The 26,396-nt window shown below is 63.2% G+C and carries 26 protein-coding genes; 12 read left to right on the forward strand and 14 right to left on the reverse strand.

The genetic code is table 11. The features are described from left to right. A partial coding sequence (locus GTA51_RS14705; protein WP_160962351.1) for an OmpA family protein occupies positions 1-886 on the reverse strand: 886 nt, incomplete at its 3' end. A gap of 153 nt (positions 887-1,039) precedes the next feature. Between GTA51_RS14705 and pabB the strand changes: the two genes are divergently transcribed. The 3 genes from pabB (at position 1,040) to GTA51_RS14720 (ending at position 4,378) form a co-directional block, all read left to right on the forward strand. Continuing rightward, positions 1,040-2,794, forward strand: coding sequence for an aminodeoxychorismate synthase component I (gene pabB, locus GTA51_RS14710; protein ID WP_160962353.1), 1,755 nt, complete (start codon positions 1,040-1,042; stop codon positions 2,792-2,794). Between the two features lie 127 nt (positions 2,795-2,921). After that, the gene (gene dapF, locus GTA51_RS14715) at positions 2,922-3,779 is read left to right on the forward strand and encodes a diaminopimelate epimerase (RefSeq protein ID WP_160962355.1); all 858 of its coding nucleotides are present in this window, start codon (positions 2,922-2,924) and stop codon (positions 3,777-3,779) included. A gap of 20 nt (positions 3,780-3,799) precedes the next feature. Beyond that, positions 3,800-4,378: a VOC family protein gene (locus GTA51_RS14720; RefSeq protein WP_160962357.1), complete on the forward strand. Its 579-nt coding sequence runs from the start codon at positions 3,800-3,802 to the stop codon at positions 4,376-4,378. An 8-nt stretch (positions 4,379-4,386) separates the two neighbouring features. Here GTA51_RS14720 and GTA51_RS14725 read toward each other — a convergent pair whose 3' ends face one another. From GTA51_RS14725 to GTA51_RS14755, 7 genes are all read right to left on the reverse strand, one after another. Continuing rightward, entirely contained in the window at positions 4,387-4,764 is a 378-nt protein-coding gene (locus GTA51_RS14725) for a hypothetical protein (protein WP_160962359.1), read from the reverse strand. Between the two features lie 662 nt (positions 4,765-5,426). Continuing rightward, on the reverse strand, positions 5,427-6,620 hold the full coding sequence (gene dsrP, locus GTA51_RS14730; protein WP_160962361.1) for a sulfate reduction electron transfer complex DsrMKJOP subunit DsrP: 1,194 nt from the start codon (positions 6,618-6,620) through the stop codon (positions 5,427-5,429). An 8-nt stretch (positions 6,621-6,628) separates the two neighbouring features. After that, complete coding sequence (dsrO, locus tag GTA51_RS14735) at positions 6,629-7,405, reverse strand: sulfate reduction electron transfer complex DsrMKJOP subunit DsrO (RefSeq protein WP_160962363.1); 777 nt, start codon at positions 7,403-7,405, stop codon at positions 6,629-6,631. A gap of 42 nt (positions 7,406-7,447) precedes the next feature. Next, positions 7,448-7,864 (reverse strand): sulfate reduction electron transfer complex DsrMKJOP subunit DsrJ, encoded by a 417-nt coding sequence (gene dsrJ / locus GTA51_RS14740; protein WP_160962366.1) that lies wholly within the window; start codon positions 7,862-7,864, stop codon positions 7,448-7,450. 3 nt (positions 7,865-7,867) lie between these two features. Next, positions 7,868-9,481, reverse strand: a complete 1,614-nt coding sequence (gene dsrK / locus GTA51_RS14745; RefSeq protein ID WP_160962368.1) for a sulfate reduction electron transfer complex DsrMKJOP subunit DsrK — start codon at positions 9,479-9,481, stop codon at positions 7,868-7,870. A gap of 44 nt (positions 9,482-9,525) precedes the next feature. Continuing rightward, positions 9,526-10,527 carry a sulfate reduction electron transfer complex DsrMKJOP subunit DsrM gene (gene dsrM, locus GTA51_RS14750; protein WP_160962370.1) on the reverse strand — a complete coding sequence of 334 codons (1,002 nt, stop codon included), beginning with the start codon at positions 10,525-10,527 and terminating at the stop codon, positions 9,526-9,528. Between the two features lie 36 nt (positions 10,528-10,563). After that, positions 10,564-11,106 (reverse strand): RsbRD N-terminal domain-containing protein, encoded by a 543-nt coding sequence (locus GTA51_RS14755; RefSeq protein ID WP_160962372.1) that lies wholly within the window; start codon positions 11,104-11,106, stop codon positions 10,564-10,566. Between the two features lie 168 nt (positions 11,107-11,274). Between GTA51_RS14755 and GTA51_RS14760 the strand changes: the two genes are divergently transcribed. Next, entirely contained in the window at positions 11,275-11,787 is a 513-nt protein-coding gene (locus GTA51_RS14760) for a hypothetical protein (protein WP_160962374.1), read from the forward strand. Here the strand turns inward: GTA51_RS14760 and GTA51_RS14765 are convergent. Beyond that, positions 11,784-12,041 carry an amphi-Trp domain-containing protein gene (locus tag GTA51_RS14765; RefSeq protein WP_160962376.1) on the reverse strand — a complete coding sequence of 86 codons (258 nt, stop codon included), beginning with the start codon at positions 12,039-12,041 and terminating at the stop codon, positions 11,784-11,786. The genes GTA51_RS14760 and GTA51_RS14765 overlap by 4 nt on opposite strands. A gap of 164 nt (positions 12,042-12,205) precedes the next feature. Further along, entirely contained in the window at positions 12,206-12,709 is a 504-nt protein-coding gene (locus tag GTA51_RS14770; RefSeq protein ID WP_160962378.1) for a CinA family protein, read from the reverse strand. 189 nt (positions 12,710-12,898) lie between these two features. Here GTA51_RS14770 and serS point away from each other — a divergent pair, with 189 nt between their 5' ends. After that, positions 12,899-14,188 (forward strand): serine--tRNA ligase, encoded by a 1,290-nt coding sequence (serS, locus tag GTA51_RS14775; RefSeq protein ID WP_160962380.1) that lies wholly within the window; start codon positions 12,899-12,901, stop codon positions 14,186-14,188. Beyond that, entirely contained in the window at positions 14,185-14,373 is a 189-nt protein-coding gene (locus GTA51_RS14780; protein ID WP_160962382.1) for a hypothetical protein, read from the forward strand. Before serS ends, GTA51_RS14780 begins: the two co-directional genes overlap by 4 nt. Positions 14,374-14,483: 110 nt before the next feature. Here the strand turns inward: GTA51_RS14780 and GTA51_RS14785 are convergent, their stop codons facing one another. Beyond that, on the reverse strand, positions 14,484-16,100 hold the full coding sequence (locus GTA51_RS14785; RefSeq protein ID WP_160962384.1) for a TolC family protein: 1,617 nt from the start codon (positions 16,098-16,100) through the stop codon (positions 14,484-14,486). Positions 16,101-16,344: 244 nt separating this feature from the next. On the opposite strand from GTA51_RS14785, the gene polA reads away from it, so the two are divergent. Further along, complete coding sequence (gene polA, locus GTA51_RS14790) at positions 16,345-18,987, forward strand: DNA polymerase I (RefSeq protein WP_160962386.1); 2,643 nt, start codon at positions 16,345-16,347, stop codon at positions 18,985-18,987. 113 nt (positions 18,988-19,100) lie between these two features. Then, positions 19,101-19,913 carry a tetratricopeptide repeat protein gene (locus GTA51_RS14795; RefSeq protein WP_160962388.1) on the forward strand — a complete coding sequence of 271 codons (813 nt, stop codon included), beginning with the start codon at positions 19,101-19,103 and terminating at the stop codon, positions 19,911-19,913. 120 nt (positions 19,914-20,033) lie between these two features. Here the strand turns inward: GTA51_RS14795 and GTA51_RS14800 are convergent, their stop codons facing one another. The 3 genes from GTA51_RS14800 to GTA51_RS14810 are packed head-to-tail and all read right to left on the reverse strand — an operon-like array spanning position 20,034 to position 22,067. Beyond that, the gene (locus GTA51_RS14800; protein WP_160962390.1) at positions 20,034-20,672 is read right to left on the reverse strand and encodes a class I SAM-dependent methyltransferase; all 639 of its coding nucleotides are present in this window, start codon (positions 20,670-20,672) and stop codon (positions 20,034-20,036) included. Continuing rightward, positions 20,665-21,084, reverse strand: a complete 420-nt coding sequence (locus GTA51_RS14805) for a response regulator (protein WP_160962392.1) — start codon at positions 21,082-21,084, stop codon at positions 20,665-20,667. Before GTA51_RS14805 ends, GTA51_RS14800 begins: the two co-directional genes overlap by 8 nt. Beyond that, entirely contained in the window at positions 21,081-22,067 is a 987-nt protein-coding gene (locus GTA51_RS14810; RefSeq protein ID WP_246198158.1) for a sensor histidine kinase, read from the reverse strand. Before GTA51_RS14810 ends, GTA51_RS14805 begins: the two co-directional genes overlap by 4 nt. Before the next feature lie 128 nt (positions 22,068-22,195). Between GTA51_RS14810 and GTA51_RS14815 the strand changes: the two genes are divergently transcribed. The 4 genes from GTA51_RS14815 to dxr all read left to right on the forward strand — a co-directional run bounded on the left by GTA51_RS14815 (position 22,196) and on the right by dxr (position 26,390). Then, complete coding sequence (locus tag GTA51_RS14815) at positions 22,196-22,687, forward strand: hypothetical protein (protein WP_160962396.1); 492 nt, start codon at positions 22,196-22,198, stop codon at positions 22,685-22,687. Between the two features lie 108 nt (positions 22,688-22,795). Beyond that, positions 22,796-23,584 (forward strand): phosphatidate cytidylyltransferase, encoded by a 789-nt coding sequence (locus GTA51_RS14820; protein ID WP_160962398.1) that lies wholly within the window; start codon positions 22,796-22,798, stop codon positions 23,582-23,584. Positions 23,585-23,598: 14 nt separating this feature from the next. After that, entirely contained in the window at positions 23,599-25,113 is a 1,515-nt protein-coding gene (locus tag GTA51_RS14825; protein WP_160962400.1) for a hypothetical protein, read from the forward strand. Beyond that, positions 25,110-26,390, forward strand: a complete 1,281-nt coding sequence (dxr, locus tag GTA51_RS14830; RefSeq protein WP_160962402.1) for a 1-deoxy-D-xylulose-5-phosphate reductoisomerase — start codon at positions 25,110-25,112, stop codon at positions 26,388-26,390. Before GTA51_RS14825 ends, dxr begins: the two co-directional genes overlap by 4 nt. Positions 26,391-26,396: the final 6 nt, after the last annotated feature.

Consider the following 26,396-nt stretch of genomic DNA (forward strand, 5'->3'; position numbering starts at 1 on the left):
CCGACGGGGCTGCCGGCGTCGCCACAGCCGGGGGGCTGGCCGCTGGCGGGGTCGTGCCGGGTTCGCCCGCCGGCGTCACGCCGGCGTCTGGCCCGCCCGAAAGCCCGGAACCGGCCGGTGGCGCGGTCTGGCGCAACGGCTCGCCGCTTGCTCCCTCTTCCTCTTCAGCGGCCTTGTCTGGATGGCCGGGCACCGTTCCCCGCATGGACTGGGACCCGGTTTCGCCGGCCAGAAGCGGCACGTCGGCCACAATGATGTCCACACGGCGATTTTCCTGCCGGCCTTCGGGTGTGGTGTTGCTGGCCACTGGCTGGTAAAAAGCCCGGCCCATGGCGGTGAAGCGTTCCGGCGACAGGCCCGTTGCCTCGGACAGAAGGCGGATGACCGAGGAGGCCCGGGCCGAGGACAGTTCCCAGTTGGACGGGTAGAGCGCCGAATGGATGGGCATGTTGTCGGTGTGCCCGACCACATAAATGCTTTTGCCCTTGACCTTGCCCAGCACCGCTCCGACCCGGCTTAAGATATCGCGGCCCTTGGGTGTGACCTCGGCGCTGCCCGAAGCGAACAGCACCTTGTCCACGAAATTGATTTCGAGCTTTTCCCGAAACTGGCGCACCCGAATATCGCGACTGTCGACTTCGCCGCGAAGATCCGCCACCAGGGCGTCGTAAGCGGTTTGCAGTTCCTCGGTTTTGCTTTCCAAGGCTTTGGCCCGGATTTCCGCCTTGCGCTCTTCCTCCTTGGAGCGAAACAACTGCTTGGTCAAATTCTCCAGGGCCTCGGGCACCCCCTTGCGGTTATACAGCGAATTGGCCAGATAGCCGGTCAGGCCCACAGGCAGCAATACAAGGAGCACCATGAAAATTTTGAGCACGCGTCCACGCATAAAGGCCTCCCGAAAAAGCCGTGTCGCCGCCGGTCCCACGCCGACGACGTCCGGACAAGGCCGGATCGGTTGCCCGCAGCTTTACCCGCAATCAAGCCAAAAGGCCACCGCACCGCGCTTTGCCCGCTGGCTGCGGCAGGAAACGCCGCGCCTGTGATCGGCGACGCCATCTTTTGCTCCACGGCCCGCCCCGGCAGCCGCCCCGGCCTGGACTGGTCCCGCGCCTTTGCCGGACCGTGCTGGACGCGCACGGCCCTTTGCCTGGACACGGTGCTCTCAACCATTAAAGACGCCCAGGAACAGCAGCGCCAGGGACGCTGGCTGGTGCTGGCCCTGGCCTATGAAGCGGCCGCCGCCTTTGACCCATGTCTCCCGGTCCATCCCCCAAACGGCGAACCGCTGGTTTTTGCCGCGGCCTACGACGCCCCCCTTGCGGCCCTGCCGCCCAACCCGGCCGGTCCGGCTACGGCCGCCCCCTGGACGCCGCTTGTTTCACGTGAGGCCTACGACCGGGCCATCGCCGCCATCCGTTGCCAGATAGTCCTTGGCGAATACTATCAGGTCAATTTCACCTTTCCTCTGGAAACCCGTTTTGCCGGCGACCACAACGCCTGGTTTGCCGCCCTGGCCGCCCGGCAGCAGGCCGCCCTGTGCTGCCGCCTGGATATGGGCGAGGCGTCGCTGTTGTCGTTTTCCCCGGAAATTTTTTTTATGCGACACGGCGAGCGCCTCACCGTGCGGCCCATGAAAGGCACCATGGCTCGGGGCAGCACGCCCGAAGCCGATGCCGGGGAGGCCGCGGCCCTGGCCGCCTGCCCGAAAAACCAGGCGGAAAATCGCATGATCACCGATCTCATGCGCAACGACCTGGGCCGTATCGCCCGGCCCGGCAGCGTGGCCGTCAGTGACCTTTTTGCCGTGGAGCCGCTTGGCGCAGCCTGGCAGATGACCACAACCGTCACCGCCGAGGTGTCCCGCAGCCAGGATCTGCTCGCCATCCTCACCGCTCTTTTTCCGTGCGGCTCGGTCACCGGTGCCCCCAAACGCCGGGCCATGGCCGCCATACGCGAGCTGGAACCCCATCCGCGGGGCTTTTACACCGGCACCATCGGCTGGGTGGCCCCAAACGGCGACTGCCTGTTTAACGTGGCCATCCGCACCATCAGCCTCAACCACGCCGACGGGCGCGCCCGCTTTGGCGTCGGCGGCGGCATCACCCATGATTCCCACCACGCCGAGGAATACGCCGAGTGCCAGCTCAAAGCCCGGTTCCTGACCGATCCGGCACCGGATTTCGCCTTGCTGGAAACCCTGCGCCTGGATAACGGGCGCTACGCGTTTGCGGCGCAGCACCGCGCCCGGCTCATGGCCTCGGCGCGGATACTCGGATTTCCCGTCCATGAGCCGGCCATCGACGCCGCCCTGGCTGCCGCCGTCCTGGACGCGTCCGGTGCTCGCCGCCGGGTGCGGCTGCTGCTGGCCCCAAACGGCTCGGTCACCTGTGAATCCTTCCCGCTGCCGCCCCGCCTGGCCCGACCGGCCGTGCTGGGCTTTTGCCCCGAGCCGGTGAACCCCGCCGACCCGCAACTTTTCCACAAAACAACCCGGCGGGAGCGCTACGACCGCGCCCTGGCGGCCCGCCCGGACTGCGATGATGTGTTGCTGGTCAACACCGACGGCTCTGTGACCGAGAGTTGCCGGGCCAATCTCGTTGTCCGTCTGGACGGGCGGCTACTGACCCCGGCGCTTGCCTGCGGTCTGCTTCCGGGTGTGTGCCGGGGGCGTTTGCTCGCCCAAGGCATTCTCACCGAAGCGCAGCTCACCCCGGCCGATCTGGCCCGGGCCGAGGCGTTGTGGCTGATCAATTCCGTGCGGCTGTGGACCCGGGCCGTTTTGGCCGACTCTTAGGGAGGCAAGCCGGGCAGCCTTGACGCACCGGCCGGGCTGGACTCGGACCCCAACACCCCGCCCCCCCTCTCGACGGGGCAAGGCCGATCTGCTAGCCTCGCGACACTACATCCGAAAGGAGACTGGCATGGACATTGAGGCCGTTTGCGGCGCTTCCGTTCCCTTTTATAAGATGCAGGGCTGCGGCAACGATTTCGTGTGCGTGGACAACCGCGCCCTGGAAATCGATCCGGCAGCCATGCCCGAGCTTGTCATGGCCGTGTGCCGCAAGGCCTTTGGCGTCGGGGCCGATGGCATGATCTTTATCGACCACGCCCCGGCCGGGTCCGGGCTTGCCTATATCTGGCATTTTTTCAATGCCGACGGCTCCCGGGCCGAGATGTGCGGCAACGGCTCGCGCTGCGCCGCCCGGCTTGCCTGGCTGCTCGGCATCGCCCCGGCCAGACATACCTTTGGCACCGACGCCGGTCCCATCGAGGCCGAGGTTGACGAAGACTCCACCCAGGTGACGGTGCTCCTGACCCCGCCCAAGGATTTGCGGCTCAATCTGGAAATCGAGATCGAGGGCCGGCCGTTTCATCTGCACAGCGTCAATACCGGCGTGCCCCATGTGGTGGCCGTCATGGACCATATCGAGATGGTCGAAGTCTGGAAGCTCGGTCGGGCCATCCGCCAGCATCCGGCCTTTGCCCCGGCCGGGACCAACGCCAATTTCATCAGTTCCGAGGCCCATGGCTCCCTGTCGCTGCGCACCTACGAGCGCGGCGTGGAAGACGAAACCTACGCCTGCGGCACCGGGGCCGTGGCTTCGGCCATCGTTGCCCGGGAACTCGGCATGACCGGCGAGGAAACGGAAATCATCACCACCGGCGGCGAGGTGCTCGGCGTTATCCTGCGCGATGGCAAGACCTATCTGCGCGGCGCGGCCGAGCTGGTCTTTCAGGGCGTTTTTTACCCGCAAAGCCTGGGGATCGAGACCGATTGATCCACACGCGGAGTCCGTGCATGCACTACACCGGCATAAACCACCTGGCCCTGGCCACGGCCGACATGGACGCCACCATCCGCTTCTGGCGCGATCTGCTCGGAATGCGGCTGGTGGCAGGTCTTGGGCGTCCCGGCTATCGCCATTATTTTCTGGAGCTTTCCGGGACAGACATGCTGGCCTTTTTTGAGTGGCCCAATGTCACGCCCATCGAGCCCAAGGATCACGGGGTGCCGGTTGCAGGCCCGTTTGCTTTCGACCATGTCTCCATCGGCGTACGCGACCGCAACGACCTGTGGGACATCCGGGACCGCCTGGAAGCAGCTGGCTTCTGGGCGTCGGAATTGATCGACCACGGCTTTATCTTCTCGCTCTATTCGTTTGATCCCAACAATATCGCCATTGAATTCAGTTGCCCGGTGCCGGGTGTGGATATTCGCGCCCATCCGGTCATGGCCGACCGCAATCCGTCCCCGGTGGCCCGGGAAGGGTCCGAGACCCAGCCCGGCAAATGGCCCGCGCCGACGCCCACCCCTTTTTCAGAGCGGCGCATCTATCCCGGCGAAGGCCGCGAACTGGTGCAGGGCGAGGATGACTAGGAAGTCAATCACTGGTATAACTGCGTTGCATAGACCATACTTAGCAGCATACAAGACAACAAAGCGACCACTGACACAAAGGCAGCTGGTGCATACTTTGCCAAAACGTCAGTTCTGTCTTTGAATAACACCCCAGTGAGCATGGTCAAAATGGGGACAACGAACCCCAGGATACTTCCCAACAATGGAGAAGCGCTTGCGCCAACGCAGAATCCAAAAAAAACACCAAGCGATGCATATGCTCCGACAATGACAGTGCCTTCTGCAACACGTAAATCAAAAAATAATTTCAAAATCAACCCACCGAGAAACGTGACCACTGCTACTGTTGCAATTAATGGAGCAAAAACACTTAATGCCGTTATAAAATGCAATTGGCTTTCCACAGCTCCTACTCCTTTCGATTAAGTGGGATCAATCGCTTCAAACATGCTTTCGACTCTTGCTTACAAAAATCCATCTTTTGGCTGTAACTATTATTGGCTAGCCTGTAGTCTCTGATGCAGGCATTATACTCCAGCATTTTTCCGCGGTAATCCGCAAGTCGTTGCCTGTATATTTCATCGGTTATTGAGCCGTCCTTCCGGCTTATTTCCATCTCATTCCTTTCTTCATCAACGGACGCATTAAAATTTTCACACCTCCCTCTGAACGCTTCGGTTTCGCAGCGAAAATTCTCCAATTCCTGTCGTTTCCCTTCCCAACAAACCCGACACGTTTTCGCTTGATCACCACAAACAACGCTGGGGCTGGTTTCCAGTGTTTTTGCACTCGGAGCAACGGGCCAAGCCCATGCGGATCCACAGTTCCCGATGAGCATTAAGATCACAATGGCTTGCCTGTACATATTTACGCTTCCATATATTTGTGTATATCTATTAAAATCCATATATCGGAGAAAATGTCAAGCCACCTTCCTGAGTAGAGCCTTGCCTTGCATGCACATGTTTCCCGCTAGTACCGTCAGAGGCGCCCTGCCGGGTGCTCAACGCAAAAAGGCCCGCCTCCTCACGGAGACGGGCCTTTACCTTAAGCAGGTCGGCTGGCGCTATTCGGCAGCCGGGGGCGGAACCATGGACAGGTTGCCGCCTTCGACTTCGACGCGCACTTCGATGGCGATCTTCCACAACACGGTGAGGACAATGCCGCCGAGGGAAAAGATCATGAGCGAAATCATGATCTCGGGAATCGTCGGCGAATACACCGTCACCGTCTCAAACGGGTTGGGGGTGAACCCGCCGATCAAAAGGCCCAGGCCCTTGTCGATCCAGGAGGCGATGACCAGCATGATCAGTCCCGTCACCAGGGCCGGCGTCTTCTGACGTATCGGCGTGGGGATCAGGAACAGCAGGCTGCCCAGGCCCAGGACCACGGCGGTCCACATAAACGGCACCATCATGGTGTGGCCGTCGATCCCCTGAAACAGGTAGATCAGCGGGGCCATGTGGCCGGGCATGTTGCTGTAAAACGAGGTGAACACTTCAAGCAAAAAGAAGAAGATGTTCACGCACATGGCGTAGGTGATGATGACGGCCAAACGGTTGATGGCCTTCTGGCCCGGGTCAAACCCGGTCAGGCGGCGCAAAAACAGCACCAGCAGCAGCAGGATGGCCGGACCGGAACAGAACGCGGAAGCCAGGAACCGGGCGGCCATGATGGCCGTCAGGAAGTAGTGGCGTCCGGGCAGGCCGGCGTACAAAAAGGCCGTGACGGTGTGGATGGAAAAGGCCCAGATGACCGACACGATGGCCAGGATCTTGACCCACTTGGGCGGGGTCATGTCGTTTTTAAAGTACTGCAGGCTCGTCCAGCCCACGATGATGTTGAGGAACAGATAGCCGTTTAAGACCACCATATCCCAGAACAGGACCGAATGCGGCGTGGGATTGAGCAGCACGTTGAGCATGCGCTGGGGCTGACCAATGTCAACGACGATAAAGCCCAGGCACATAACCACGGCGGCAATGGCCAGGAATTCACCCAGGATGATCATCTTGGAGAATTCTTTGTAGTGGTGGAAGTAATAGGGCAGGACGAGCATGACGGCCGAGGCGGCCACGCCGACCAGATAGGTGAACTGGGCGATGTAAAAGCCCCAGGACACGTCACGGTTAAGCCCCGTAATCTGCATGCCGAAGGTCAACTGGTAGAGCCAGAAACCCAGCCCCAACAGCATGACCATGCCCAGGGCCGTCAGCGTGCCCCAGTAACGGGGACTTCCTTTGAGTGCTTTTTCCAGCATGGCTTACCTCACAGGATGTAATACACGCTCGGCGAGGTGCCGGCGTCCGGTTTGCGGCGGATGGCGAAGTTCTCGCGCAGCGCCTTGCGGATGTCGGACTGCTCGTCTGACAGGTCGCCGAACACCAGCGCGCCCTCGGCCGCTTCCACACACACAGGCAGCTTGCCGATGGCAAGGCGCTCGGCGCAGAAGTTGCATTTTTCCACAACGCCGCGCATGCGGGTGGGGAATAGGGGGTTAAACTCTTTGATAAACGGGCGCGGATCCTGGAAGTTGAAGCTGCGGGCCCCAAACGGGCAGCCGGCCATGCAGTAACGGCAACCGATGCAGCGGTGGAAGTCCATCATGACGATGCCGTCAGGGCGCTGGAAGGTCGCCTGGGTGGGGCAGACCTTGACGCACATGGGGGCTTCGCACTGGTTGCAAAGGAGCGGGAACTGGCGATGCTCAACCTTCTCGGCCATGTAGTGGCCGTGCTCGGTGGGGAAGGATTCCTCGTAGGAGGCTCCCCAGAACCACTTGATCTCTTTTTGCCCGGCAATGTCAGGCACGTTGTGTTCGGTGTGGCAGGCCGTGCGGCACTTGGCAATCAGTTCAGGCGTGAACTTGGCGGAGAAAACCGCCATGCCCCAGTGCTTGGCTTTGAGGCCCTCCTCAAAATTGGTCGCCGTGGGCAGATCGCCGGCCAAGGCCGGGGCGTCGCCCAGGAAACCGAGCCGGGCGGCACCGATTCCCATGGCGGAAACGGCGGCCAGCTTTATAAACTTTCGTCTGCTGCTTTTCATGGTATAAGTCCCCTTGAATGGAGGTGTCACCGGCGCGCCGGCCTAGTGTCCGCCCGCAGCCGCCGAGGCAACCGGGGGTATGGGCGACTTCTGGTTCGGCGAGAGATTGTGGCAATCCCAGCAATAGGGGGCCACGCCTACCGTTTCGTGGCAGCGGTCGCAGAACTTGGTCTTGTCCGGGTGGCAGGACATGCACGTGTTGGTGAGGCTTTTGACGTACTTCTGCCCCTTGGCATTGATAAAGATACGGCTACCGTCACGCACGGCTTCGTTGCGCCATTCATTTAAGAGCTGCATGTGCTTGTCGCGCATTTCCGTGGTGGGCAGCACGCACTCTTTCTGGTCCTTGGGCAGTTCCGGCTTGACCTCGAACACATGTCCCTGGTTGTAGATCACAGGAACAAAGGCGAGGGCCAGGAAGAACAGAATGCCTGGTATGATATATTTGGCATTGTACATAGGTTATTCCTCCTCGTCCTCCATCCCCGGCAGGGGGTTTTGCCTGAGATCGGTGGTACGCTTTTTCTCGCCATCGAGAATGATGGCATTGCCCACCAACTCATGCACACCGGAGACGCCGACACCGGGAGCCCAATAATCGCAAAGGGGCGGCAGGGTGGCGCGGTCGATGGCGCAGATGCAGGCCAGGTTGTTGACGCCGTGACGATCGCGCACATACTTGACGGCATTGCCCCGGGGCAGACCGCCGCGCAGACGCGTTTCAGTGAACTCTTCGTTGTTGAGACCTGCGCCGCCGCCGCAGCAAAAGGTCTGCTCGCGGATGGTGTTCTCGGGCATTTCGTAGAACTGCCGGCACACGTTTTTCATGATGTAGCGGGGTTCTTCGAGCAGACCCATGCCCCGGGCGGGGTTGCAGGAGTCGTGGAAGGTGCTGATGAAGTTGTCGTTGCGCGACGGATCGAGATTGAGCTTTTTGTTCTTGATCAGGTCGGCGGTAAACTCCGCGATGTGCAGCATCTTGGTGCCGGAGGCGGCGTCGAACTTGGTGCCGGTAATGGGCGACACCGGGGTTTCCAGGAAATCCGCCGGGCCGTTCATGGTGGACATGTACTGGTTGATCACGCGCCACATGTGGCCGCACTCGCCGCCCAGAATCCACTTGACACCCAGGCGCTTGGCCTCGTTGTACATCTTGCCGTTGATCTTCTTCATCATCTTGTCAGAGGTGAAGAGACCGAAGTTGCCGCCTTCGGACGCGTAGGTGCTCCAGGTGACATCCAGTCCGAGGTGCTCGAACAGGATCAGGTAGCCCATGTAGGTGTAGATGCCCGGATCAGCGAAGATGTCGCCCGAGGGGGTGATGAAAAGGATTTCGCAACCCTTTTTGTTCACATTGGGGCGGATGCGCTTGCCGGTGATGTCCTCGATGTCGTCACAGAGGAAATCCATCATGTCTTTGTAGGCATGGGGCTGGATGCCGAGGTGGTTGCCGGTGCGGTTGCAGTTGGCAGCCGGTTCGAGAATCCAGTTGATGTTGCAGCCGACTTCGTGGAGCAGCTCGCGGGCCATCATGGTGATTTCGGCGGTGTCGATGCCGTAGGGGCAGAAAAGCGAACACCGGCGGCATTCCGTGCACTGGTAAAAGTACAGGAACCATTCCTTGATGACGTCTTCTTCAAGCTTGCGGGCACCGGCCAGCTTGCCGAGCACCTTGGCGGCTGCCGAGAATTCGCCCCGATAGATCGAGCGCAGCAGCTCGGCGCGCAGCACCGGCATGTTCTTGGGATCGCCGCCGCCGATAAAGAAGTGGCACTTGTCCGCGCAGGCACCGCAGCGCACGCAGATGTCCATAAAGACTTTAAACGAGCGGTACTTCTTTAAAAGCGAACGGAACTTCTCCATGACGAGGCGCTGCCAGTCGGGCGGCAACTGCCAGTCGTCGTCGGTGGGGCTCCAGACGCGCGGATTGGGCATGCCCAGATACTTAAGGATATCGGGCTTGCCGGGGTAGCTGAAATTGCCGGGTTTAAACGGCGTCTTAGTGTCCATCCACGACTTGACCGGCGTGGAGTAGTTGATCTTAATGAGTTCTTCCGGTGGCGGATACTTGGCCATGATCGCTCCTCACTTCTCTCCAGAAATAGTTGATTCAGGCCCTTTTAGGCCTTTTTATCCACGGGGAGTCCGGCTTCGATCATCTTCTCGCGGAAGTCGTCCTCGTAGGCTTCATAGGAATGGGCCTTGACGGCGGGGTCGTTCCAGGGGTTCACCCACTGGGCCCGGCGGCTCATGTTGGGGAGAACGCGGGTGGGCGAGAGGAAGATGCCGCCCATGTGCATGAGCTTGGAGAAGGGAAAGTAGATGAAAAGCGCGCACACCAGGGTCAGGTGGGCGTACACCGAGGGATCGATGGGCGCCGTGGGCATGTGCGGCCGCAGCGTCACAATGCTCATGGTCAGTTCCTTGACGGCGATGACGTCAACCTTGACCACATAGCGCATCCAGACGCCGGTCAGCACGATGCCCAGCAGCAGGAACAACGGGAAGTAGTCCTGCATGAGGGTGATGTAGCGGACCTTGCCATCGAAAACGCGGCGGGCCAGCAGAAACAGCAGACCGACCATAATGAGCGCGTCGGACTGGTACATCACCGGCAGGCCGATCTGGAGGATGGAATCCAGGAATTCGGCGATACCGACCGCACCAGGGATCGGCATCAGGAAAAAGCGCAGGTGGCGCACCAGGATCAGCAGGAAGCAGTAGTGGAAGATCAAGGAGAACAACCACAGGGACTTTTCCGAACTGTAGCCGACCTTGGGGCCATCCTGCTGGAGCTTGACCGACGTGTTGCGGAAAAGCGACCGGAAGCAGAGCACTTCCAGGACCATCCGCATGAACACGCCTTTTTTGTCAACCGGATTGTCCCAAGGGCTCCATTTGATCCAGGGCAGCGATTTCTGCTGCCCGCCGGTGGTGGGTATGCAAAACGGAACCGGGCTTTTGGCCCAATCCACGATGCGCATGGTAAAACCCACCATGAAAATGATGATTGCGATGTACGGGAGTGCTATCCCGAACAGCGCGCTCATCCCCATCCCCACGCCCAGCCACGGGATGACGATAAGCGCCAATACCGCGAGAAAGGAGTAAAACGCTGCCATGTACCCTCACCTCGTTAAAGGTTTCCCCATTGACGCCTACTGGTCCTCCCCTCCCTCGGCGGAGAGGTCGCAGACGAGATTGGCCCGTTTAAGGAGCCGGTCGTACTGTTTCTTGATCTGATCGATCCGAAGGGCGGCAATCTTTTCACGGCACTGGCAGTAGATATCCAAGGCAAACAGGGCCAGTACGTCGATGGAGGATTCCAGGGCCAAAAGTTCCACGAAGAGGTTGTCCTCCGCAATCTTTGGCCACAGGACTTCCCGAATCGCTTTTTTGAGCAGAAAAACAAAAGACGTGGCCTGGGACGGCGTGAAGTCCTGGACAGCGCGAACCCGCACGATCTCATCGAGCAGCGGCGTGAACGTGGCCGCGTCGGGCACCGGGCCGCAGGTGGCCAGATTTGTCACAATGCCGCGCATCCCGGCTTCGAACCGGTGGCGCACGGGATTGGCAAAGGGGTCGTCCCGCTTTTTCCAGAGCACGGCCGTGCTCTCGGCATAGGTGCCGAGCACAAGATCGAACCAGGCGTCCAGGACGGCCTGCTGTTCGAGGACGAGATAGTCCACCAATTTGAGCATGGAAATGTACCTTTCTTCACAAATGCTTAACAGGCTGGTTCCTTACCAGAAAAGCGCAAATTGTAAAGGACGGAAATCCTCTGGCCGGGGCGGAAATCGTCAGGAATTCCCGGAGGGTTGCCGCTTTATCGCGCTTTTTGCTAGGCTCGGAAAAAAAAGGGGGACGCCATGCAGCCCACCACCGCCCAGATCAGTATCCTGCGCGCCGCCGCCGCGTTTTCCACGGTGCAGCGCTATAACGGAACCTTGCCGAAACGGCAGGCCCTGCACTACGACAAGACACAATTGGCGGTGCTTGAAGATGCCGGATTTTTGGAACGGGTCAAGCTTTCATTTCCCTGCGGCGCGGCCATAGAAGGCTGGCGGCTGACGGAACCCGGACGCCATCTCCTGGCCGACGGTGCCGCCGACCCGGCCCTGGAGCCCGAGCATCTGCGCCTGCTGTCCGACGTGTACCATTACTCCCGGCTGTCCCAGAACCGGGGCATGATGCCCAAGGAGTTGGAGAAGGCCTTTGATGCCGATGACCTGCGCGATCTCTTTGAGCACGGCTATCTGCTGCGCATCAAGCTCAAGGGCCGGGTCACCGCCAAGGGCTGGGTCGTGTCCGACAAAGGACTTACCGCCCTGCGCCGGGCTGCCGGCACCGCTGCGACGCCCCCGTGCGCCAAAAGCCACTAAAACTCGCCGCGCAGTCCCGACTCCCCAGGCTGGTGCGGACGCCACGACAGGCGCACGTCGACACCTTCCCGATCCGGCCGCTTGGTGGCTTTGATCTCCACATCGAGCATCACCGCCGGAGCCAGTTCCATGGACACCCGGCCGACCGCCACGCCGAGGCTGCCGGCCCGCAAGGCCCGGGCCATGGCCTCCAGCCGATCCGCCGCCTCCGCCACTCCCATGACCCCGCCCAGGCGGGCTGTCTGTATGGTCATCCTGCCTCCCCGGCCGCCGGCGAGGCGGCCCAGCCGCCCCCTACACGGCCAGGGTGACCAGCCGGCAACGGCCCGGTTACGACGGTATGGGAAATACGGCCCACGGCACCGGCCGGCAACACCCGGCGACCAGCCGCCACGCCCGCCACCGCCAACCACCGGGCTCATTGGGCCGGCGCGCTGCCACCGCCGGCCAGGGCCAGCACACCGGCCAGGGCTTCCCGCACGGCCAGCCGCTTGACCGCCAGCCGGTCTCCGGCAAATTCAAAGCGCGCAACCGTTGCGCCCTGCGGTCCCTCCCAGGCCATCCACACCGTGCCCACGGGCTTTTGCGGCGTGCCGCCCGTCGGTCCGGCAATGCCGCTGATGGCCACGGACACGTCGGCCCGCAGCACGCCGCGCGCGCCCTTGGCCATGGCCAGCACGGCCTCGCGGCTGACCGCCCCCTTGGCCTCGAGCAGCGCCTGGGACACCCCCAGCACGTCGCGCTTGACGGCATTGGCATACGCCACCACGCCGCCGCAGAACCAGGCCGAGGCACCGGAGGCGTCGGTCAGGACGCTGGCCAAGAGCCCCCCGGTGCAGGATTCGGCGCAGCCAAGCAGCCAGCCTTTGGCGGTCAAGGCCTGGCCCACGGCCTGGGCCAGTTGGTGCAATTGGTCTTGCATGCTGCCTCCTGGAAATACTTTCGCCCCGAGTAGCGTAATTGCCGGGGGCTGTCATTGCCCTTTCGCCCGGCCACTTTCCATAATTGTCAATTGTGGCAAGCTGATCCGACCCGCCGCTGCCAGCGGGCTTGACGCGGCAACAACCGGCCGCGTACAGGGCATGGCGACCGATACGACAAGGAGCGAGTCATGCTGGATCTTAAATTCCTGCGCCAAAACCCGGCCGCCGTGGCCGACGGCATGGCCAGACGGCGATTTCCCTTCGATATGGCTGCCTTTTTGGCCCTGGAAGAAAAACGACGGGCCTTGCTCACAGCGGTCGAGCAGAAAAAGAGCCAGCGCAACGCCGCTTCGGCCGAAGTGGCCAAGGCCAAGCGGGCCGGCAGCGACGCCGCCCATATCCTGGCCGGGCTGGGCACCCTGTCCGACGACATCAAGGCCTTAGACGAAACCGCCAAGGCCATCGACGCCGAAGTGGCCGAACTGCTGCTCGGTGTCCCCAACATCCCCCACGCCACCACGCCCGACGGGGCGGGTGAAGCCGACAATCCCACCGTGCGCACGGTCGGCACCCCCCGAGCGTTTCCCGATTTCCCCGCCCGCGAGCATCAAGACATCGGCGCGGCTCTGGGGCTGGACGCCGAACGGGCGGTCAAACTCTCCGGGGCGCGCTTTGTGGTGCTGCGGGGGCAGCTGGCCCGTTTGGAGCGCGCCCTGGCGGCCTTTATGCTCGATACGCACATAGCAGCCCACGGCTATCTTGAAGTGGCCACGCCCTACATCGTTTCGGATGAAAGCCTCATCGGCACGGGCCAGCTCCCCAAATTTGCCGACGAACTCTTTAAGATCGAAGGCGCGCCCGCCTATCTGATCCCCACCGCCGAGGTGCCGGTGACCAACCTGCACCGGGGTGAAACGCTGCCCGAGTCGGCCCTGCCCATGGGCTACGTCTGCCACACCCAGTGCTTTCGCTCCGAGGCCGGCTCCTACGGCAAGGACACCAAGGGGCTTATCCGCCTGCACCAGTTCGGCAAGGTGGAACTGGTACGCTTTGTCCATCCCGACACCTCCTACGACGAGCTGGAAAAGCTGACCAGCCACGCCGAGGCCATTTTGCAAGCCCTCGAACTGCCGTATCGGGTGGTGGCCTTGTGCGCAGGCGACCTGGGCTTTTCCTCGGCCAAGACCTACGATCTGGAGGTCTGGCTGCCCGGGCAAAACAAGTACCGCGAAATTTCCTCGTGCTCCAATTTCGAGGACTACCAGGCCCGGCGGGCTGATATCCGCTTTAAGCCCGAGGGCGGCAAGAAAACCGCCTACGTGCATACGCTCAACGGCTCAGGGCTGGCTATCGGGCGCACCATGGCCGCAGTCCTTGAGAACTTTGTCCAGGCCGACGGCTCCGTGGTTGTCCCCGGGGTGCTTGTTCCGTATATGGGTGGCATCGGCGTTTTGGAACCAGAGGGGAAACGGGCATGATGGCAGGCGGAAAACGTCAGGCCTTGTGGGCCGAGATCAAGCGCGGCCTGCTCATTGGCGGGGCTGTGGGTGTTTTGGGCGGCCTGTTTTTCATGGACATGCGCCGGGGGCTGGCCCTGGGCCTTATCGGCGGTTTTTTCGCCGTGCTGACCCGGCGCACCATCGACAGGCGCCGGGGCGAATAGCCGCCGGACGCACGCCCGGCCCCACAGGGTGCGCCCTGTGGGGCGCAATCTGCAAAAAAGGCGGCAGGCCGTTTGGCCTGCCGCCTTTTGGCGTTGCAAAATCCCGCGAACTAATTGGTCATGAGGCTTAAATTCTTCACGCCCATGGACACGTAGAGGTCGGCCAGGGCGCTCTGGTAGTCGGTGAGCGACTGGGTCAGGTTGAACTCGGCGGTGCTGACGCGGGCCTGGGCATCCAGCACGTCGGTGCTGGTGCCGACTTGCGCCTGATAGCGGGCCACGGCCATGCGAAAGCCTTCCTTGGACGCTTCCAGGGCCGTGCGGGCCACGGAGATGCGTTTGGCGGCGTCTTGCAGGTTGAGATAAAAGGTCTTGACCTGATAGCCGATGTCCAGGCGCAGCTTGGCCAGATCGGCCTGCAGCTTTTTGACCTGATCGCGCGCGGCCTGCAGGCCGAAGTAGGTCGAACCCCAGTCCCAGGCCTGCAGGGACGCCGTGATCCCCACTGTGGTGTTCTGGGGCGTGGTGGAGCCGGAATTGTCCTTCAGGTCGAGGTCCAGGGTATTGCCGCTTTTGGTGTAGGTCCCCTGGGCCTGGACTTGCGGATACAGCGGACTGGCCGCAATCTTGGCATCGCGCTCGGCGATCTGCACGGATTTGACGGCCATGTAGAGGTCGGGGCGCTGTTTGTAGGCCTGATCGAGGCAGTCCTCGATCTTCATGGTAAAGGGCAGAAAGGACAGTTCACCCAGATAGTTGGTCTGTTGGTTCAGCGGCAGGTTGAGCAGGGAGTTGAGCTGGGCGATCTGCACCAGGACGCTGTTTTCCGCCTTGAGCAGATCCTGTTCGGCCTGGGCCAGATCGGATTCGGCCTGCAACACGTCCAGGCGGGGCTTGAGACCGACGTCATAATAGGCCTGGGCAACTTTGTACTGGGATTCCAGCCGGGCCACGGAATCCTTGTTGCTGAGCACATTGGCCCGGGCCTGCAGCAAGGTCAAAAAGGCCTGCTGCACCCCTTTGACCAGGGTCAGCTCCGTGTACTTGATATTGGCTTCAGCCTGCTCTTTGGTCAGGGCGGCTTTTTGATAGGTGCTTAACAGCCGGAAACCGGTGAAAAGCGGCTGGGTGACCTGCAACTGGAGCTGGTAGAGATTTTGCCAGTAGCCTTGCCGGGTGGAGGCGGTGCGGGTCGTGCTCAGGTTGGTGCCTTTCACCGCGTTGATGATCTGGTTCCCCGGCAGGGTGAGGCTGGTCGAACCCACCGTGGTGGCGTCAGTGCGCTGGAAGGCGTAGCTGACGGTGCCCACGGGTCCGAAATTGGCCAGCGCCTGACGCCGGTATTCTTCGGAACCAGACAGGGTGGAGCGGGCCGCCTGCATCTGGGGGTTGGCATCCAGACCGCGCTGGACGCTTTGCTGCATATCAAAGGCCTGGCCCTCGGCGGTCATGGCCGCCGCAGCCTGGCCGGTGGCCTGGGCCACGGCCGGATCGGTCTGTTTCTGCTGGACGAAATCAGGCAACGGGATCTTGTCGATCTTCGTTTCCAGTCCCGGGTCCGTGGACGCCGGGGCAGCGCTGGCGGGTTGCTGGGCGGCGCTGTAGCGCTTGGCCACGCGGTCCGTGCCACTGGCGGGGGTCTGGGCGCCAACGTGTCCAGCCGTCATGCCCAGAATGAATAAACCCGCTATGATAGCCAGATAAGGCCGTTTCGCATTTGCGCTCATGCCGTGTCCTCTCCATCTCAAGAGATTACCTTGAACCAAGGTCCTCTCCGATAATACGATTAATTCAGAATGTACACTCATGTTAACAGGCATTCACCAGACTGGCGCAGGCCCGTTTCCAGCGCGTTTTTAGCCGTCTTTTCGACCCTTGTCGAGGCTCCCCGTCGTTTGGTTGCAACCGGGCGCTCCCTGCCGTACAAGCGAAAGGCAGCGTAGCGGCCGCATTGCCGCCCAAAGGAGCCCCATGACTCTGGCCCAACGACTTGGCTTGGCCAAGACCCCGCTTTTTCTCGTTGATGGCAGCGCCTACCTGTATCGGGGCTACCACGCCTTCCGGGACATCGCCCGGTCCGACGGTTTCCCCACCAGTGCGCTGTTTATGGTTTTCCGGCTTCTGTTTAAGTTGCTCAAAGAGCAGCAACCCAGCCATTTGATTTTCTTTCTTGACGGCAAGGGGCCAAATTTCCGCAGTACGATCTATGCCGACTACAAGGCCAACCGCGAAGCCATGCCCGAACCCCTGGCCCGGCAGATCGAACCCCTGCGCCAGGGGCTGGCCCTGCTCGGCGTGCCGGTCATCGTTCCCGAGGGAGCCGAGGCCGACGACGGCATCGCCAGTCTGGCCGCCCGGTTTCGCGACCAGATGCCCGTGGTCATCGTTGGCGCGGACAAGGATCTCAAGCAGTGCCTGAGCGAGCAGGTTGCCCTCTACGATCCCTCGGGCAAGGCCGAACGCCTCACCACCCTGGCCGATTTCACCGCCGACTGCGGCATAACCCCGGCTTCCTGGCCCGATTTGCAGGCCCTTGTCGGCGATACCAGCGACAACATCCCGGGCATCCCGGGTATCGGTCCCAAAACCGCCTTGGAGCTTTTGCGCCGGCTGCCCACCCTGGAAGCGGTGCGCGAGGGCCTGGAAACCGTCAAGCCCACGGTGCGCCAAAAAATCGCGCCGGCCCTGGCCGAGCTTTTCACCTACCGCGAACTGACGCGCCTTCGCACCGATATCCTGCCCGACACGACCCTGTCAGACGCCGCCCTGACCCCGCCGGACCGCGACGCCCTGCGCGCCTTTCTGGAAGGCTATGAATTTCGCACCCTGGCCCGGGAGATTCCCGGTAGCCCGCCCGAGGCCGCCCCGAAAAAAGAACCGGCCAAATCGGCCCAGCTCTCTCTTTTCGATGCGCCGGGCACAGCTGCATCCGCCCCGGCCGCACCAGCGGCCTCCGCTCCGGTTGCCGCCCAGGCCCCCCCCGCGCCGGTCGCCCTGGCCGACCTCCCGGACGCCGCCGGCCGTGCGCTCGCCCTGGTGCCGCTGGAAAACGGCTCCAGCCTGTCCTTTGGGCCGGACGAATTTTTTGTCGCCGCCGATCCGCCGGCCCTGGCCGCCTACCTAGCCCGGGCCAAACGCGTGGCCGTGCCCTCGGTCAAGGCGCTGCTGGCGGCCCATGCCGCCTTTGCCGCCCTGCCGTTGCCCCTGTGGTTCGATCTGGGGCTGGCCGCCTATCTGCTCAATCCCGAGGCCCGCTCTTATGGCTTTGACCGCTTGCGCGACAGCCTCTTTTCCGATCCGGCCGTGGACGCATCAACTATTTCCCCCAGCGATTGCGCCCGGGCCGGGGCGCTTTTGGCCGACACCCTGTCCGCCCGCCTGGAGACTGCCGGCCTGACCTCCCTGGTGGCCACCCTGGAACTGCCGCTCATCCCGGTTCTCCTCGCCATGGAACAGGCCGGTATCGGCATCGACCGCGAGGCCTTTGCCTCTTTTGCCACGGAGGTGGCCGGCAAACTGGCGGTCCTTGAGGCCGACATCGTCGCCCTGGCCGGCAAGCCGTTTAATCCCCGCTCCAGCCAGCAGCTCGGCGAGATCCTGTATACCGATCTGGGGCTAAAAGCCCACGGCAAGACCCCGGGCGGTGCCGCCTCCACCTCCCAGGAAGCCCTGGAACGCCTGGCCGGCCTCCATCCGCTGGTGGACCGCATCCTGGAATTTCGCAAGCTCGAAAAACTGCGCTCCACCTATCTCGGCCCGCTGCCGACCGTGGCCGACGGGCGCGGGCGCATCCACACGACGTTTAACAACATGGCCACGGCCACCGGCCGGCTGTCGAGCTCCAACCCCAATCTCCAAAATATCCCCATCCGGGGCGAGTTCGGCCGGCGCATGCGCGACTGCTTTATTGCCGCGCCAGGGAACAAGCTCGTGGCGGCCGATTATTCCCAGATCGAACTGCGCGTCCTGGCCCACCTGTCCCGGGAGCCGGCCCTGCTTGACGCCTTTGCCAACGGGGCCGACATCCACGCCCGCACCGCCGCCCTGCTTTTTGACAAGGAACAGGCAGCGGTGGCCCCGGATGAACGCCGTCAGGCCAAGACCATCAATTTCGGCCTGCTCTACGGCATGGGACCGCAGAAACTGTCCCGGGATCTCGGCATCAAGCTTGATGTGGCCAAGGCCTTTATCGCCCGCTATTTCGAGCGCCTGCCGGGCCTGTCGGCTTTTTACGACGGCATCGTGGAATCGGCCAAGGCCCAGGGTTTCGTCACCACCCTGGCCGGCCGGCGGCGGCTTTTGCCCGATATCCGCTCGGCCAACAGCCAGCTCGCCTCCCAGGCGAGGCGGCAGGCCATCAATACCGTGGTCCAGGGTGGAGCGGCCGACATCATCAAAATGGCCATGCTGGCCGCAGCCGGCGACCCGGAACTGGCCCGGGGGCAAGCCACGCTCGTCTTACAAATTCACGACGAATTGCTGCTGGAAACACCCGGCGAGACGGCCCAGGCTGCCGGAGAGCGGCTGGCCGGACTCATGGCCGGCGTCTATCCCCTGGCCGTGCCTCTTGAAGTCGATTGGGGAACCGGCCATACCTGGGGCGAGGCCCACTGAAGCCCGGGGCTTTTCATCGTCGCCAAAGTTCCCTACGATTCGTTTTGCCGCAATCGGCCATCCACCCTCGACGGCTCGCCGCCGCCGACAAGCGCTTACAAGGAACAGACGGCATGCCGCCAACCGGAAAATCCATCCGCGAAGACCTGGCCCGGGCCAAATCCGCCTATGCCAAAAACGACGAACTGCGGGCCGTGCAACTCGTTGCCATGGCCATGCGATCGTTTCTGTCCGTCAAACTCCCCGGCAGCGAGCGCACGACCATCGAGAGCCTCTTGCGCGAGTGCTTTGGCAACATAAGCAAACTGCCAAGCGTTAAAAAATACGTTCCCAACGGCATCCCCTACGTCAAAGGCCAGGAACAGAAACTGTCCGCCTTTGCCATGACGCTGGCCAAAAAAATCGAAAGCGATCTGGGCAGCGAAGACATCGAGGCCATGCGCCAGCGCAAATTGCGCATCGATCATGCCGTCATCAAAGGGACCAAACTCCTGGCCGAAGGCAATCTGCTGGAGGCGCAACGCCTCTTCCGGGCTGCTGTTGAAGACTATGTGGACGAAAAAGGTTTGTTCCCGCTCATTGCCTCGCGCCTGATTGAAGCCGGTCAGCCCAAGGCCGCCTTTGAATATCTCAAACGCGCCCTGGAAGAAGCCCCGGAAAATCCCAGGGTCTATGATTTCATGCTGCTGGCCGCCGGCAAGGGCGAAGAATGGGCGCTGGCCGAACGGCTGCTCCTGGAAGCCAAGGACCGGGGCGGTGCTTCAGCCCTCCACGACCAGTCCCTGGCCCTTGCCGCCGCCAAACTCGGCCACTGGGATGTGGCCCAGGCCGCTGCTGCCCAGGCGCTGGCCGCCGATCCGAAGCTGGAAGACGCCAAACGCGTGCTGGCCGCGGCCCGCAAGCATGCGGCGGCCCAGGCGCAGTGAAAAAATAGAAGTATCTCAGGAATAAAGAACGAGAATGCACCGACGGCCAAAGGGCTGCCCCTTTGGCCGCCGGAGGCCTCTTCTGCCTTCCGCCTTCTGCCTTTTCTTCCCTTCTGGCCGCTATTGTGGCTTGCGGGCGGTCATCAAAAAGACGGGGTAGGGTATGATCTGGCCGTTTTTTCCGGTTTTTTCGATGGTGGCGGCGGTGGCGGCATCGATGCCGGTAAAGCCGATGCCGGCCAGCATATCGGCCAGTTCGATGCGGTCGAAACCGTTGTGGTAGACGCCGGCCTTGTCCTCATGAAACGCGCCGCTTTCGCTGTCCAGATCGGCCAGGGCCAGATGCGCGCCGGGTTTGGCCGCGGCCCACAAGCGTTTGAGCACGACGGCCGGGTCGGGGATATGGTGCAGGGCCATGGCGCTGGCGATGAGGTCGTAGTGGTCGGGCAGGGGGTCGCCGGCGGCCAGATCGGCGGAGAGCATGGCAACGTTAGTCAGGCCGGCCCGTTCAATTTTGGTGGCAAGTTCGGCCAGCATGCCGGCAGAGGTGTCAAGCCCCGTGACCTGTTCGGCCTGTGCGGCCAGTTTCAAGGTGAGCAGGCCGGTGCCGCAGCCGAAATCCAGGGCCAGGGGGATGGGCTGGCGAAACAGGCCGGCAGCGGTCATGGCCGCAGCAATGTCGCGGGCGAGTTTTTGGCGCATGGGGTTGGCGTCCCAGGCGGCAGCCCGGGCGTCGAAGCGGGCGGTGTCGTCATCCATTACAGCATACTCCTGCGTCGCCGGCAGCACGGCCGGCGGCGGTTCGGTCCACGGCGGCTGTGATCTTGGCCAGCAGCTCGTCGATGTCGCAAGGTTTGATGAGATAATCCGCCGCCCCGGCCTCAAGGCCTTCGCGGACGGCCTCTTGGGAGCCGTGGCCGGTCAGCATGAGCACCGCCAGCCCCGGGGCCTGCTGCTTAAAATGCTGCAACACCGTGATGCCGTCCATGTCGGCCATCTTGAAATCGATGACCGCCGCGTCAAAGGCGGCCTGGGCCAAGGCCGCCAGGGCCTCGCCGCCGGACAGGGCCACGGTGACGGTAAGGCCCCGGCGGCGCAGGCGTTTGGCCAGCACTTCGGTGAATCCCGCTTCGTCGTCAACCAGCAAAAGGCGCAGGGGGGCGGCAGTCATGGCGTCTCCGTGCAGTCCGGGGCCGGCGTGGCCTGGGCGGCCGCCGGCAATAGAATGTTAAAGATCGCTCCGCCGCCGGCCGGGGAGTGGACCGAGATTTCCCCGCCAAGCTCCCGCACGATGCCGGCGCAGATGGACAGCCCCAGGCCCGTCCCCTTGCCGGCGGCCTTGGTGGTGAAAAACGGTTCAAACAGCCGCTCCATGACCGCCGGGGAAATGCCGGGGCCGGTGTCGGTCACGGTGAGCCCGACTTTGTCGCCGACCCGGCTGGTGGCGATGGCCAGTGCGCCGCCGCCCGGCTCCATGGCGTCTACGGCGTTGTTGATGCAGTTGAGCAGCACCTGCTGGAGCTGGGAGGCCGGAGCGGCCACCCGGGGAAGGTCCGCAGCCAGCGCGGTGGTCACCTGCACCCTGGCCGCCTTGGCCCGGGAACCGGACAGGGCGACCAACTGGGTGATCAGGGCGTTTAGATCGGTGTTGCTGCAGGCGTCGTCGGGCTTTCGGGCATAGGTCAGCAGCAGATGGGTGATTTCCTTGCAGCGCGCCCCCTGGACCCGGATCTGGGTCAGGGCCCGGCGCATCTCGGCCAGATTGTCCGGGGTGGCGAAATCGTCGCCGTCGAGGATATCCAGCACCCAGCCGGCTTCCTCCATCATGATGGCCACGGGGTTGTTGATTTCGTGGGCGACACCGGCGGCCTGCTCGCCCACCACCGCCAGCTTGCCCGAGGCCACGACCTGCTGGCGCAGGGCGGCCGCCTCCTGGCACAGGGCGGTCATATGCCGTGTCAGCCGTCGGGTGCGCAGCACGGCCACGGCCAGGGCGACACAGCCGCCCGCGCCGGCAACGGCCGCCACCGGGGCCAATATCTCGGGGCCAAGCCCCCACACGAGGGCCAGACAGCCGCCAAGGGGGATGACGGCCGCTGCCAGCCAGGCTGTGGCGGTTCGCGCCAGGACGGGGTCCGCGCAAGGCTCGTTCAAGCAAGGCCTCCGGCGAAAGACGGGGGAAACACAGTGGCGAAACGCATGGAAAAAGCATACGTGTCCGGGAGAGCTTTTACAAGGCGGCAACATTCGATCCTTTAAGCCTGGACCGCACGGGAGGCTTTATGACTGAAGGTGTCATCGATCTCATACGGCAGTTGCGCGACTTAAAGGCCCACGAGAAACTGGCCGGATTCTCCGGGTTTGCCCTTGATCTCGGCGACGGCGGACCGGCCAAGGACGGCGTGCTCAAAATCGCCGAATTCGTGCGGCCCGACCACTCGGGCTACATCACCCTGACTTTCCAGACCGACCCTGACCCCGAACCGGCCCGGCGCGAGGCGCTGGGGGCCGTGTTTGACCGCTTCGCCCGCTTTGCCCAGGCGGCCGACGCCGCAACCGGACAGGCCCGATTCGGCCAGGGCTTTGAATACCTTATGGTCGTCAGCGGCGGCCTGTCCGATGGCGACACCTGGTATGTGGTGGAATTCGACATCTATTACAAGCAGTTGGCCGGCCGGTTGCAGGCCCTTGTCGAAGGTTCGGTGCTGCCGGGGCTGTCAGGCGTTATGCCCGTGACCTTTGAGCCGGTGAACTGGTGGGAGGGCGCCGCCTGAGGCCGCACAAGGCCCGGTTCGCGGGGCCACCCGCAGGCGTTGCCCTGGCCGGGCAAATGGCCTAAGGAAACGCAGTGCGCCCCGCCAAGGCTGCCAGAAAACCACACTATGCAAGCCCTATCGCAAAAAAAACGTGTCCTGACCGCCGCTGTCGGTCTGCCGGTCCTGGCTTTGGCCCTGGGCCTTGGCGGCTGGCCGCTGACCATCCTTATCGGGGCAGCCGCTCTGTGCGGCATGCGCGAATTTTTCGCCCTGGCCGGTCGGCCCGGGCTGGTCCTTGAAGGTGTGGGCTACGGGCTTGGCCTGGCCTGCATCGTCTGCGTGCGCCTGGGCTTGTGGCCGGCCGTGGTGGGCCTGCTCGCCGGGGCGCTGTGGCTTGAGCAATTCGCTTTTCTGCGCCGCTTTGCCGCTTTGGGCGCGCAAGAGCCGCCGCGCGGGCTGCTGGCCGCCGCCATTCTCTATGTGGCCGTGCCACTGGGGCTGCTGACCGTTTTTGCCCCCCTGGAGACGGTTTTTATCCTGGCCGTGGTCATGGCTGCCGACACCGGGGCCTATTACGGCGGCCATGCCGTGGGCGGGGCCAAAGTCTGGCCGGCGGTGAGTCCGGGTAAAACCTGGGCCGGCACCGTCAGCGGACTGGTGGCCGCTGCTGGCGTGGCCGCTTTATTCGCCCTGTTCACGCCACCCGGTGCCGCCGCTTTGGCTTTGGTCGGCGTCGTGATGGCCCTGGTTTCCCAGTTCGGCGATTTTTTCGAGTCGGCGCTTAAGCGTGTCGCCGGGGTCAAGGACTCCGGCGCGATTCTGCCCGGCCACGGCGGCCTGCTCGACCGCGTGGACGGCTTGCTCCCTGCCATTTTGGTATACGCCGTCGGCCGGTCCCTGCTCGGACTGGGTTAAAGGAGCTGCCAGCCATGGACGATGCATCCCCATTGGACCGGGACGGCCGTTTTGCCGCCTGCCTGGAGCGACTTGAGGAACTCAAAGCCGTCAAAGCCCGCCGGGAAGTGCTGGAAGAGCGGGTGTTCCTGGAATTTTTGCGGGCCAATCGCGGCCGCATCAACGAGTTTCCTTTGCTTGAAACCGAGCAGCAAAGTCTCATGGACATGCTGCTGCGCCGGGCCGAGGGCCTGCACCCCGGCCATAGTTTTATCAAAGACCGGTTTTCGGCCTACCTGCTTGAACTCAACCACTACGGCAAGGCCAAGGCCGTGGGCGACGCCGCGGCCCAGGAAAAACTGGCCAAGCGCCTGGAACGCCAGGAAACCGTCCTGGCCAAGTGCCTGCAAGGCGCGGTCTATGCCTCGAGCCTGATCAAGGATAATTTCAGCGACGCCGTCATCCGCCATTTCGGCGAGGATTCCCTGGGCAAGATCGAGGAAATCACCGCCACCATGGTCTTTGACGAGCTGTACTGGCGCGCCTACATCGACCGCTTCATCAAGGAAGAGGTCCGCGGGGCCTACGATGACATCCTGACCGAGCGGCGCTACCGGCTGTTGCGCGAAGGCCAGCTCCTTATCGTGGTCTATCCCTTCGACGCCGTCCTTTCCAAGCTCAAAGGCACCACCAAGGCCATCTCCAAGACCCGCGTCCAGACCACCTTCGAGGGCACCGTCGATTCCGGGGAGGGCCGGGCCACGGCCGAAGCCGCCCTGGCGCTTTGTCTGCGGGCCGACCTGGGGGATGGCGACAAGCGCCTGGAACGCGACGAACTGCAATTCGCCGCCCAGGTGGCCGCCATGGACCCCTTGATGGGCGAGTATCAGGCCGCCCTGGCCGATGACAGCCCTGAGGCCGAGGCCCAGCGCGAAGCCCTGGCCGACGCCGTGGTGGCCCTGTGTTTTGGGGCCATGGTGTCGCTGCGGGTGGTGCGCGAAGATTTTTCCCGGGCCTTGCGGGATTTCTCCACCCGGGAAATCGCCGTCCTCGTCCATGTGGCCGGCTTTTTTGAGGCCAAGCGGCTGGGCAACGTTCTGGAACAGATCATGGAACTCGACTTGGCCCATCTGCTGCGCGAAAAAGGCGCGGCCGACGCCGCCCGCATCCAGATCAAGTCCGTGCGTGCCCGCCGGGCCGGCAAGGCCGATGTGGACGCCCTGGCTGAAGCCGGGTTCAATAAAATCCGGCGCAAACAGTTTTTCGAGGACGACCCGGATCAGCCCGAGATGCTGTTGTGGCGGGTCAAAAACGCCGCCGAATTTGAAGAGAAATTGCGGCTGCTGCAAATCGAGCCGGAACTGACCCGGGCTCTGGCCGGTTTGTGGGAATACGCCGGCTACAAGGTCGAGCTGTATCTGTGCATCAATCTGGCGGCGCTCGGAAAGGTGGCCACCAACCTCTCCGCCCGCGTTGCCGAAATTCTCGGCCGTTACGGTATTGCCCCGCCCGGGGCCGCCGATCCGGCAAAGGCGCGACGCGACGCATGACCCCGATTTCCGCCGATCATCCGGCTACCCCGGCAAACGTCCCCGGCCTGCCTGGGGCCGGTTATATTTCAAGCCTCACCGTGCCTGATGGCGGCCCTGCCAGCGGCCGGCCCCGGCGGCTGGCTGTGCTTGGTGCCACCGGTTCCATTGGCGTCAGCACGCTCAACGTTGCGGCCCAACATCCGGACCAGTATCAGGTCGTGGCCCTGGCCGGCGCGACCAACGTCACCCGGCTGGCCGGGCAGGCCGCCGCGTTTCGCCCGCCGCTGCTGGCCGTTTTGACCGAAGAGCACGCCGCCGCCCTGGCCGGACTGCTGCCGGCCGGCTACCACCCGGAGATCCTTGTCGGACCGGCCGGGTATGCCGTCCTGGCGGCCCTGCCCGAGGTCGATCTGGTCGTTTCGGCCATTGTCGGCGCGGCCGGGCTGGTTCCGACCCTGGCCGCCGTGGCCGCCGGCAAGATCGTGGCCCTGGCCAACAAGGAATCCCTGGTTCTGGCCGGCGATCTCATCCGGGCGGCGGCCGCGCGGTCCGGGGCCGTCATTTTGCCGGTCGATTCCGAACACAACGCGCTTTTCCAAGCCCTTGGCGGCGTAGATCTGCCCGATCTGCCCCTGGTCGAGCGGCTGGTGCTGACCGCTTCGGGGGGGCCGTTTCGCGCGGCCTCGCGGCAGTCCCTGGAGTCAGTGACGCCGCAGATGGCGCTCAATCACCCCAACTGGTCCATGGGGCCTAAAATCAGCGTGGACTCGGCTACGCTTATGAACAAGGGCCTGGAGGTCATCGAGGCCTGCCGGCTCTACGGCCTGCCCGTTTCCCAGGTGGAGGTGGTGGTCCATCCCCAAAGCATCGTCCACTCCCTGGCCCAGCTCCACGACGGCTCCCTTTTGGCCCACCTCGGCCCCCCGGACATGCGCGTGGCCATCGCCTACTGTCTGGGCTATCCGCGCCGGCTGTCCCTGGACGTGCCCCGGGTGGATCTGGTCAAGCTGGCCTCGCTCACCTTCGAAGCGCCCCGTGAAGACGATTTTCCCTGCCTGGGACTGGCCCGGCAGGCCCTTGACTGCGGCCCCAGCCACACCGTGGCCCTTAACGCCGCCAATGAGGTGGCTGTGGACCTGTTTTTAAAAGGCCGGCTGCGCTTTTTGGGCATTGCCGCCGCCATTGCCGCCACCCTTGACGCCCATGCCGGCGAACCCCTGGCCGATGCCGCCGCCGTCATGGACCTCGATGTCCGGGTGCGCCAAGAGGTCGCGGACTGGGTGATGGCGCGGTAAGCATGT

This window comes from Solidesulfovibrio aerotolerans (assembly GCF_009856865.1).
Taxonomy (GTDB): Bacteria; Desulfobacterota; Desulfovibrionia; order Desulfovibrionales; family Desulfovibrionaceae; genus Solidesulfovibrio; species Solidesulfovibrio aerotolerans.

Coding starts and splice junctions, on each gene's coding strand:
- dapF (WP_160962355.1), top strand. CDS start 2,922: ATGGACATTGAGGCCGTTTGCGGCGCTTCCGTTCCCTTTTATAAGATG.
- GTA51_RS14720 (WP_160962357.1), top strand. CDS start 3,800: ATGCACTACACCGGCATAAACCACCTGGCCCTGGCCACGGCCGACATG.
- dsrP (WP_160962361.1), bottom strand. CDS start 6,620: ATGCTGGAAAAAGCACTCAAAGGAAGTCCCCGTTACTGGGGCACGCTG.
- dsrO (WP_160962363.1), bottom strand. CDS start 7,405: ATGAAAAGCAGCAGACGAAAGTTTATAAAGCTGGCCGCCGTTTCCGCC.
- dsrJ (WP_160962366.1), bottom strand. CDS start 7,864: ATGTACAATGCCAAATATATCATACCAGGCATTCTGTTCTTCCTGGCC.
- dsrK (WP_160962368.1), bottom strand. CDS start 9,481: ATGGCCAAGTATCCGCCACCGGAAGAACTCATTAAGATCAACTACTCC.
- dsrM (WP_160962370.1), bottom strand. CDS start 10,527: ATGGCAGCGTTTTACTCCTTTCTCGCGGTATTGGCGCTTATCGTCATC.
- GTA51_RS14755 (WP_160962372.1), bottom strand. CDS start 11,106: ATGCTCAAATTGGTGGACTATCTCGTCCTCGAACAGCAGGCCGTCCTG.
- GTA51_RS14760 (WP_160962374.1), top strand. CDS start 11,275: ATGCAGCCCACCACCGCCCAGATCAGTATCCTGCGCGCCGCCGCCGCG.
- GTA51_RS14765 (WP_160962376.1), bottom strand. CDS start 12,041: ATGACCATACAGACAGCCCGCCTGGGCGGGGTCATGGGAGTGGCGGAG.
- GTA51_RS14770 (WP_160962378.1), bottom strand. CDS start 12,709: ATGCAAGACCAATTGCACCAACTGGCCCAGGCCGTGGGCCAGGCCTTG.
- serS (WP_160962380.1), top strand. CDS start 12,899: ATGCTGGATCTTAAATTCCTGCGCCAAAACCCGGCCGCCGTGGCCGAC.
- GTA51_RS14780 (WP_160962382.1), top strand. CDS start 14,185: ATGATGGCAGGCGGAAAACGTCAGGCCTTGTGGGCCGAGATCAAGCGC.
- GTA51_RS14785 (WP_160962384.1), bottom strand. CDS start 16,100: ATGAGCGCAAATGCGAAACGGCCTTATCTGGCTATCATAGCGGGTTTA.
- polA (WP_160962386.1), top strand. CDS start 16,345: ATGACTCTGGCCCAACGACTTGGCTTGGCCAAGACCCCGCTTTTTCTC.
- GTA51_RS14795 (WP_160962388.1), top strand. CDS start 19,101: ATGCCGCCAACCGGAAAATCCATCCGCGAAGACCTGGCCCGGGCCAAA.
- GTA51_RS14800 (WP_160962390.1), bottom strand. CDS start 20,672: ATGGATGACGACACCGCCCGCTTCGACGCCCGGGCTGCCGCCTGGGAC.
- GTA51_RS14805 (WP_160962392.1), bottom strand. CDS start 21,084: ATGACTGCCGCCCCCCTGCGCCTTTTGCTGGTTGACGACGAAGCGGGA.
- GTA51_RS14815 (WP_160962396.1), top strand. CDS start 22,196: ATGACTGAAGGTGTCATCGATCTCATACGGCAGTTGCGCGACTTAAAG.
- GTA51_RS14820 (WP_160962398.1), top strand. CDS start 22,796: ATGCAAGCCCTATCGCAAAAAAAACGTGTCCTGACCGCCGCTGTCGGT.
- GTA51_RS14825 (WP_160962400.1), top strand. CDS start 23,599: ATGGACGATGCATCCCCATTGGACCGGGACGGCCGTTTTGCCGCCTGC.
- dxr (WP_160962402.1), top strand. CDS start 25,110: ATGACCCCGATTTCCGCCGATCATCCGGCTACCCCGGCAAACGTCCCC.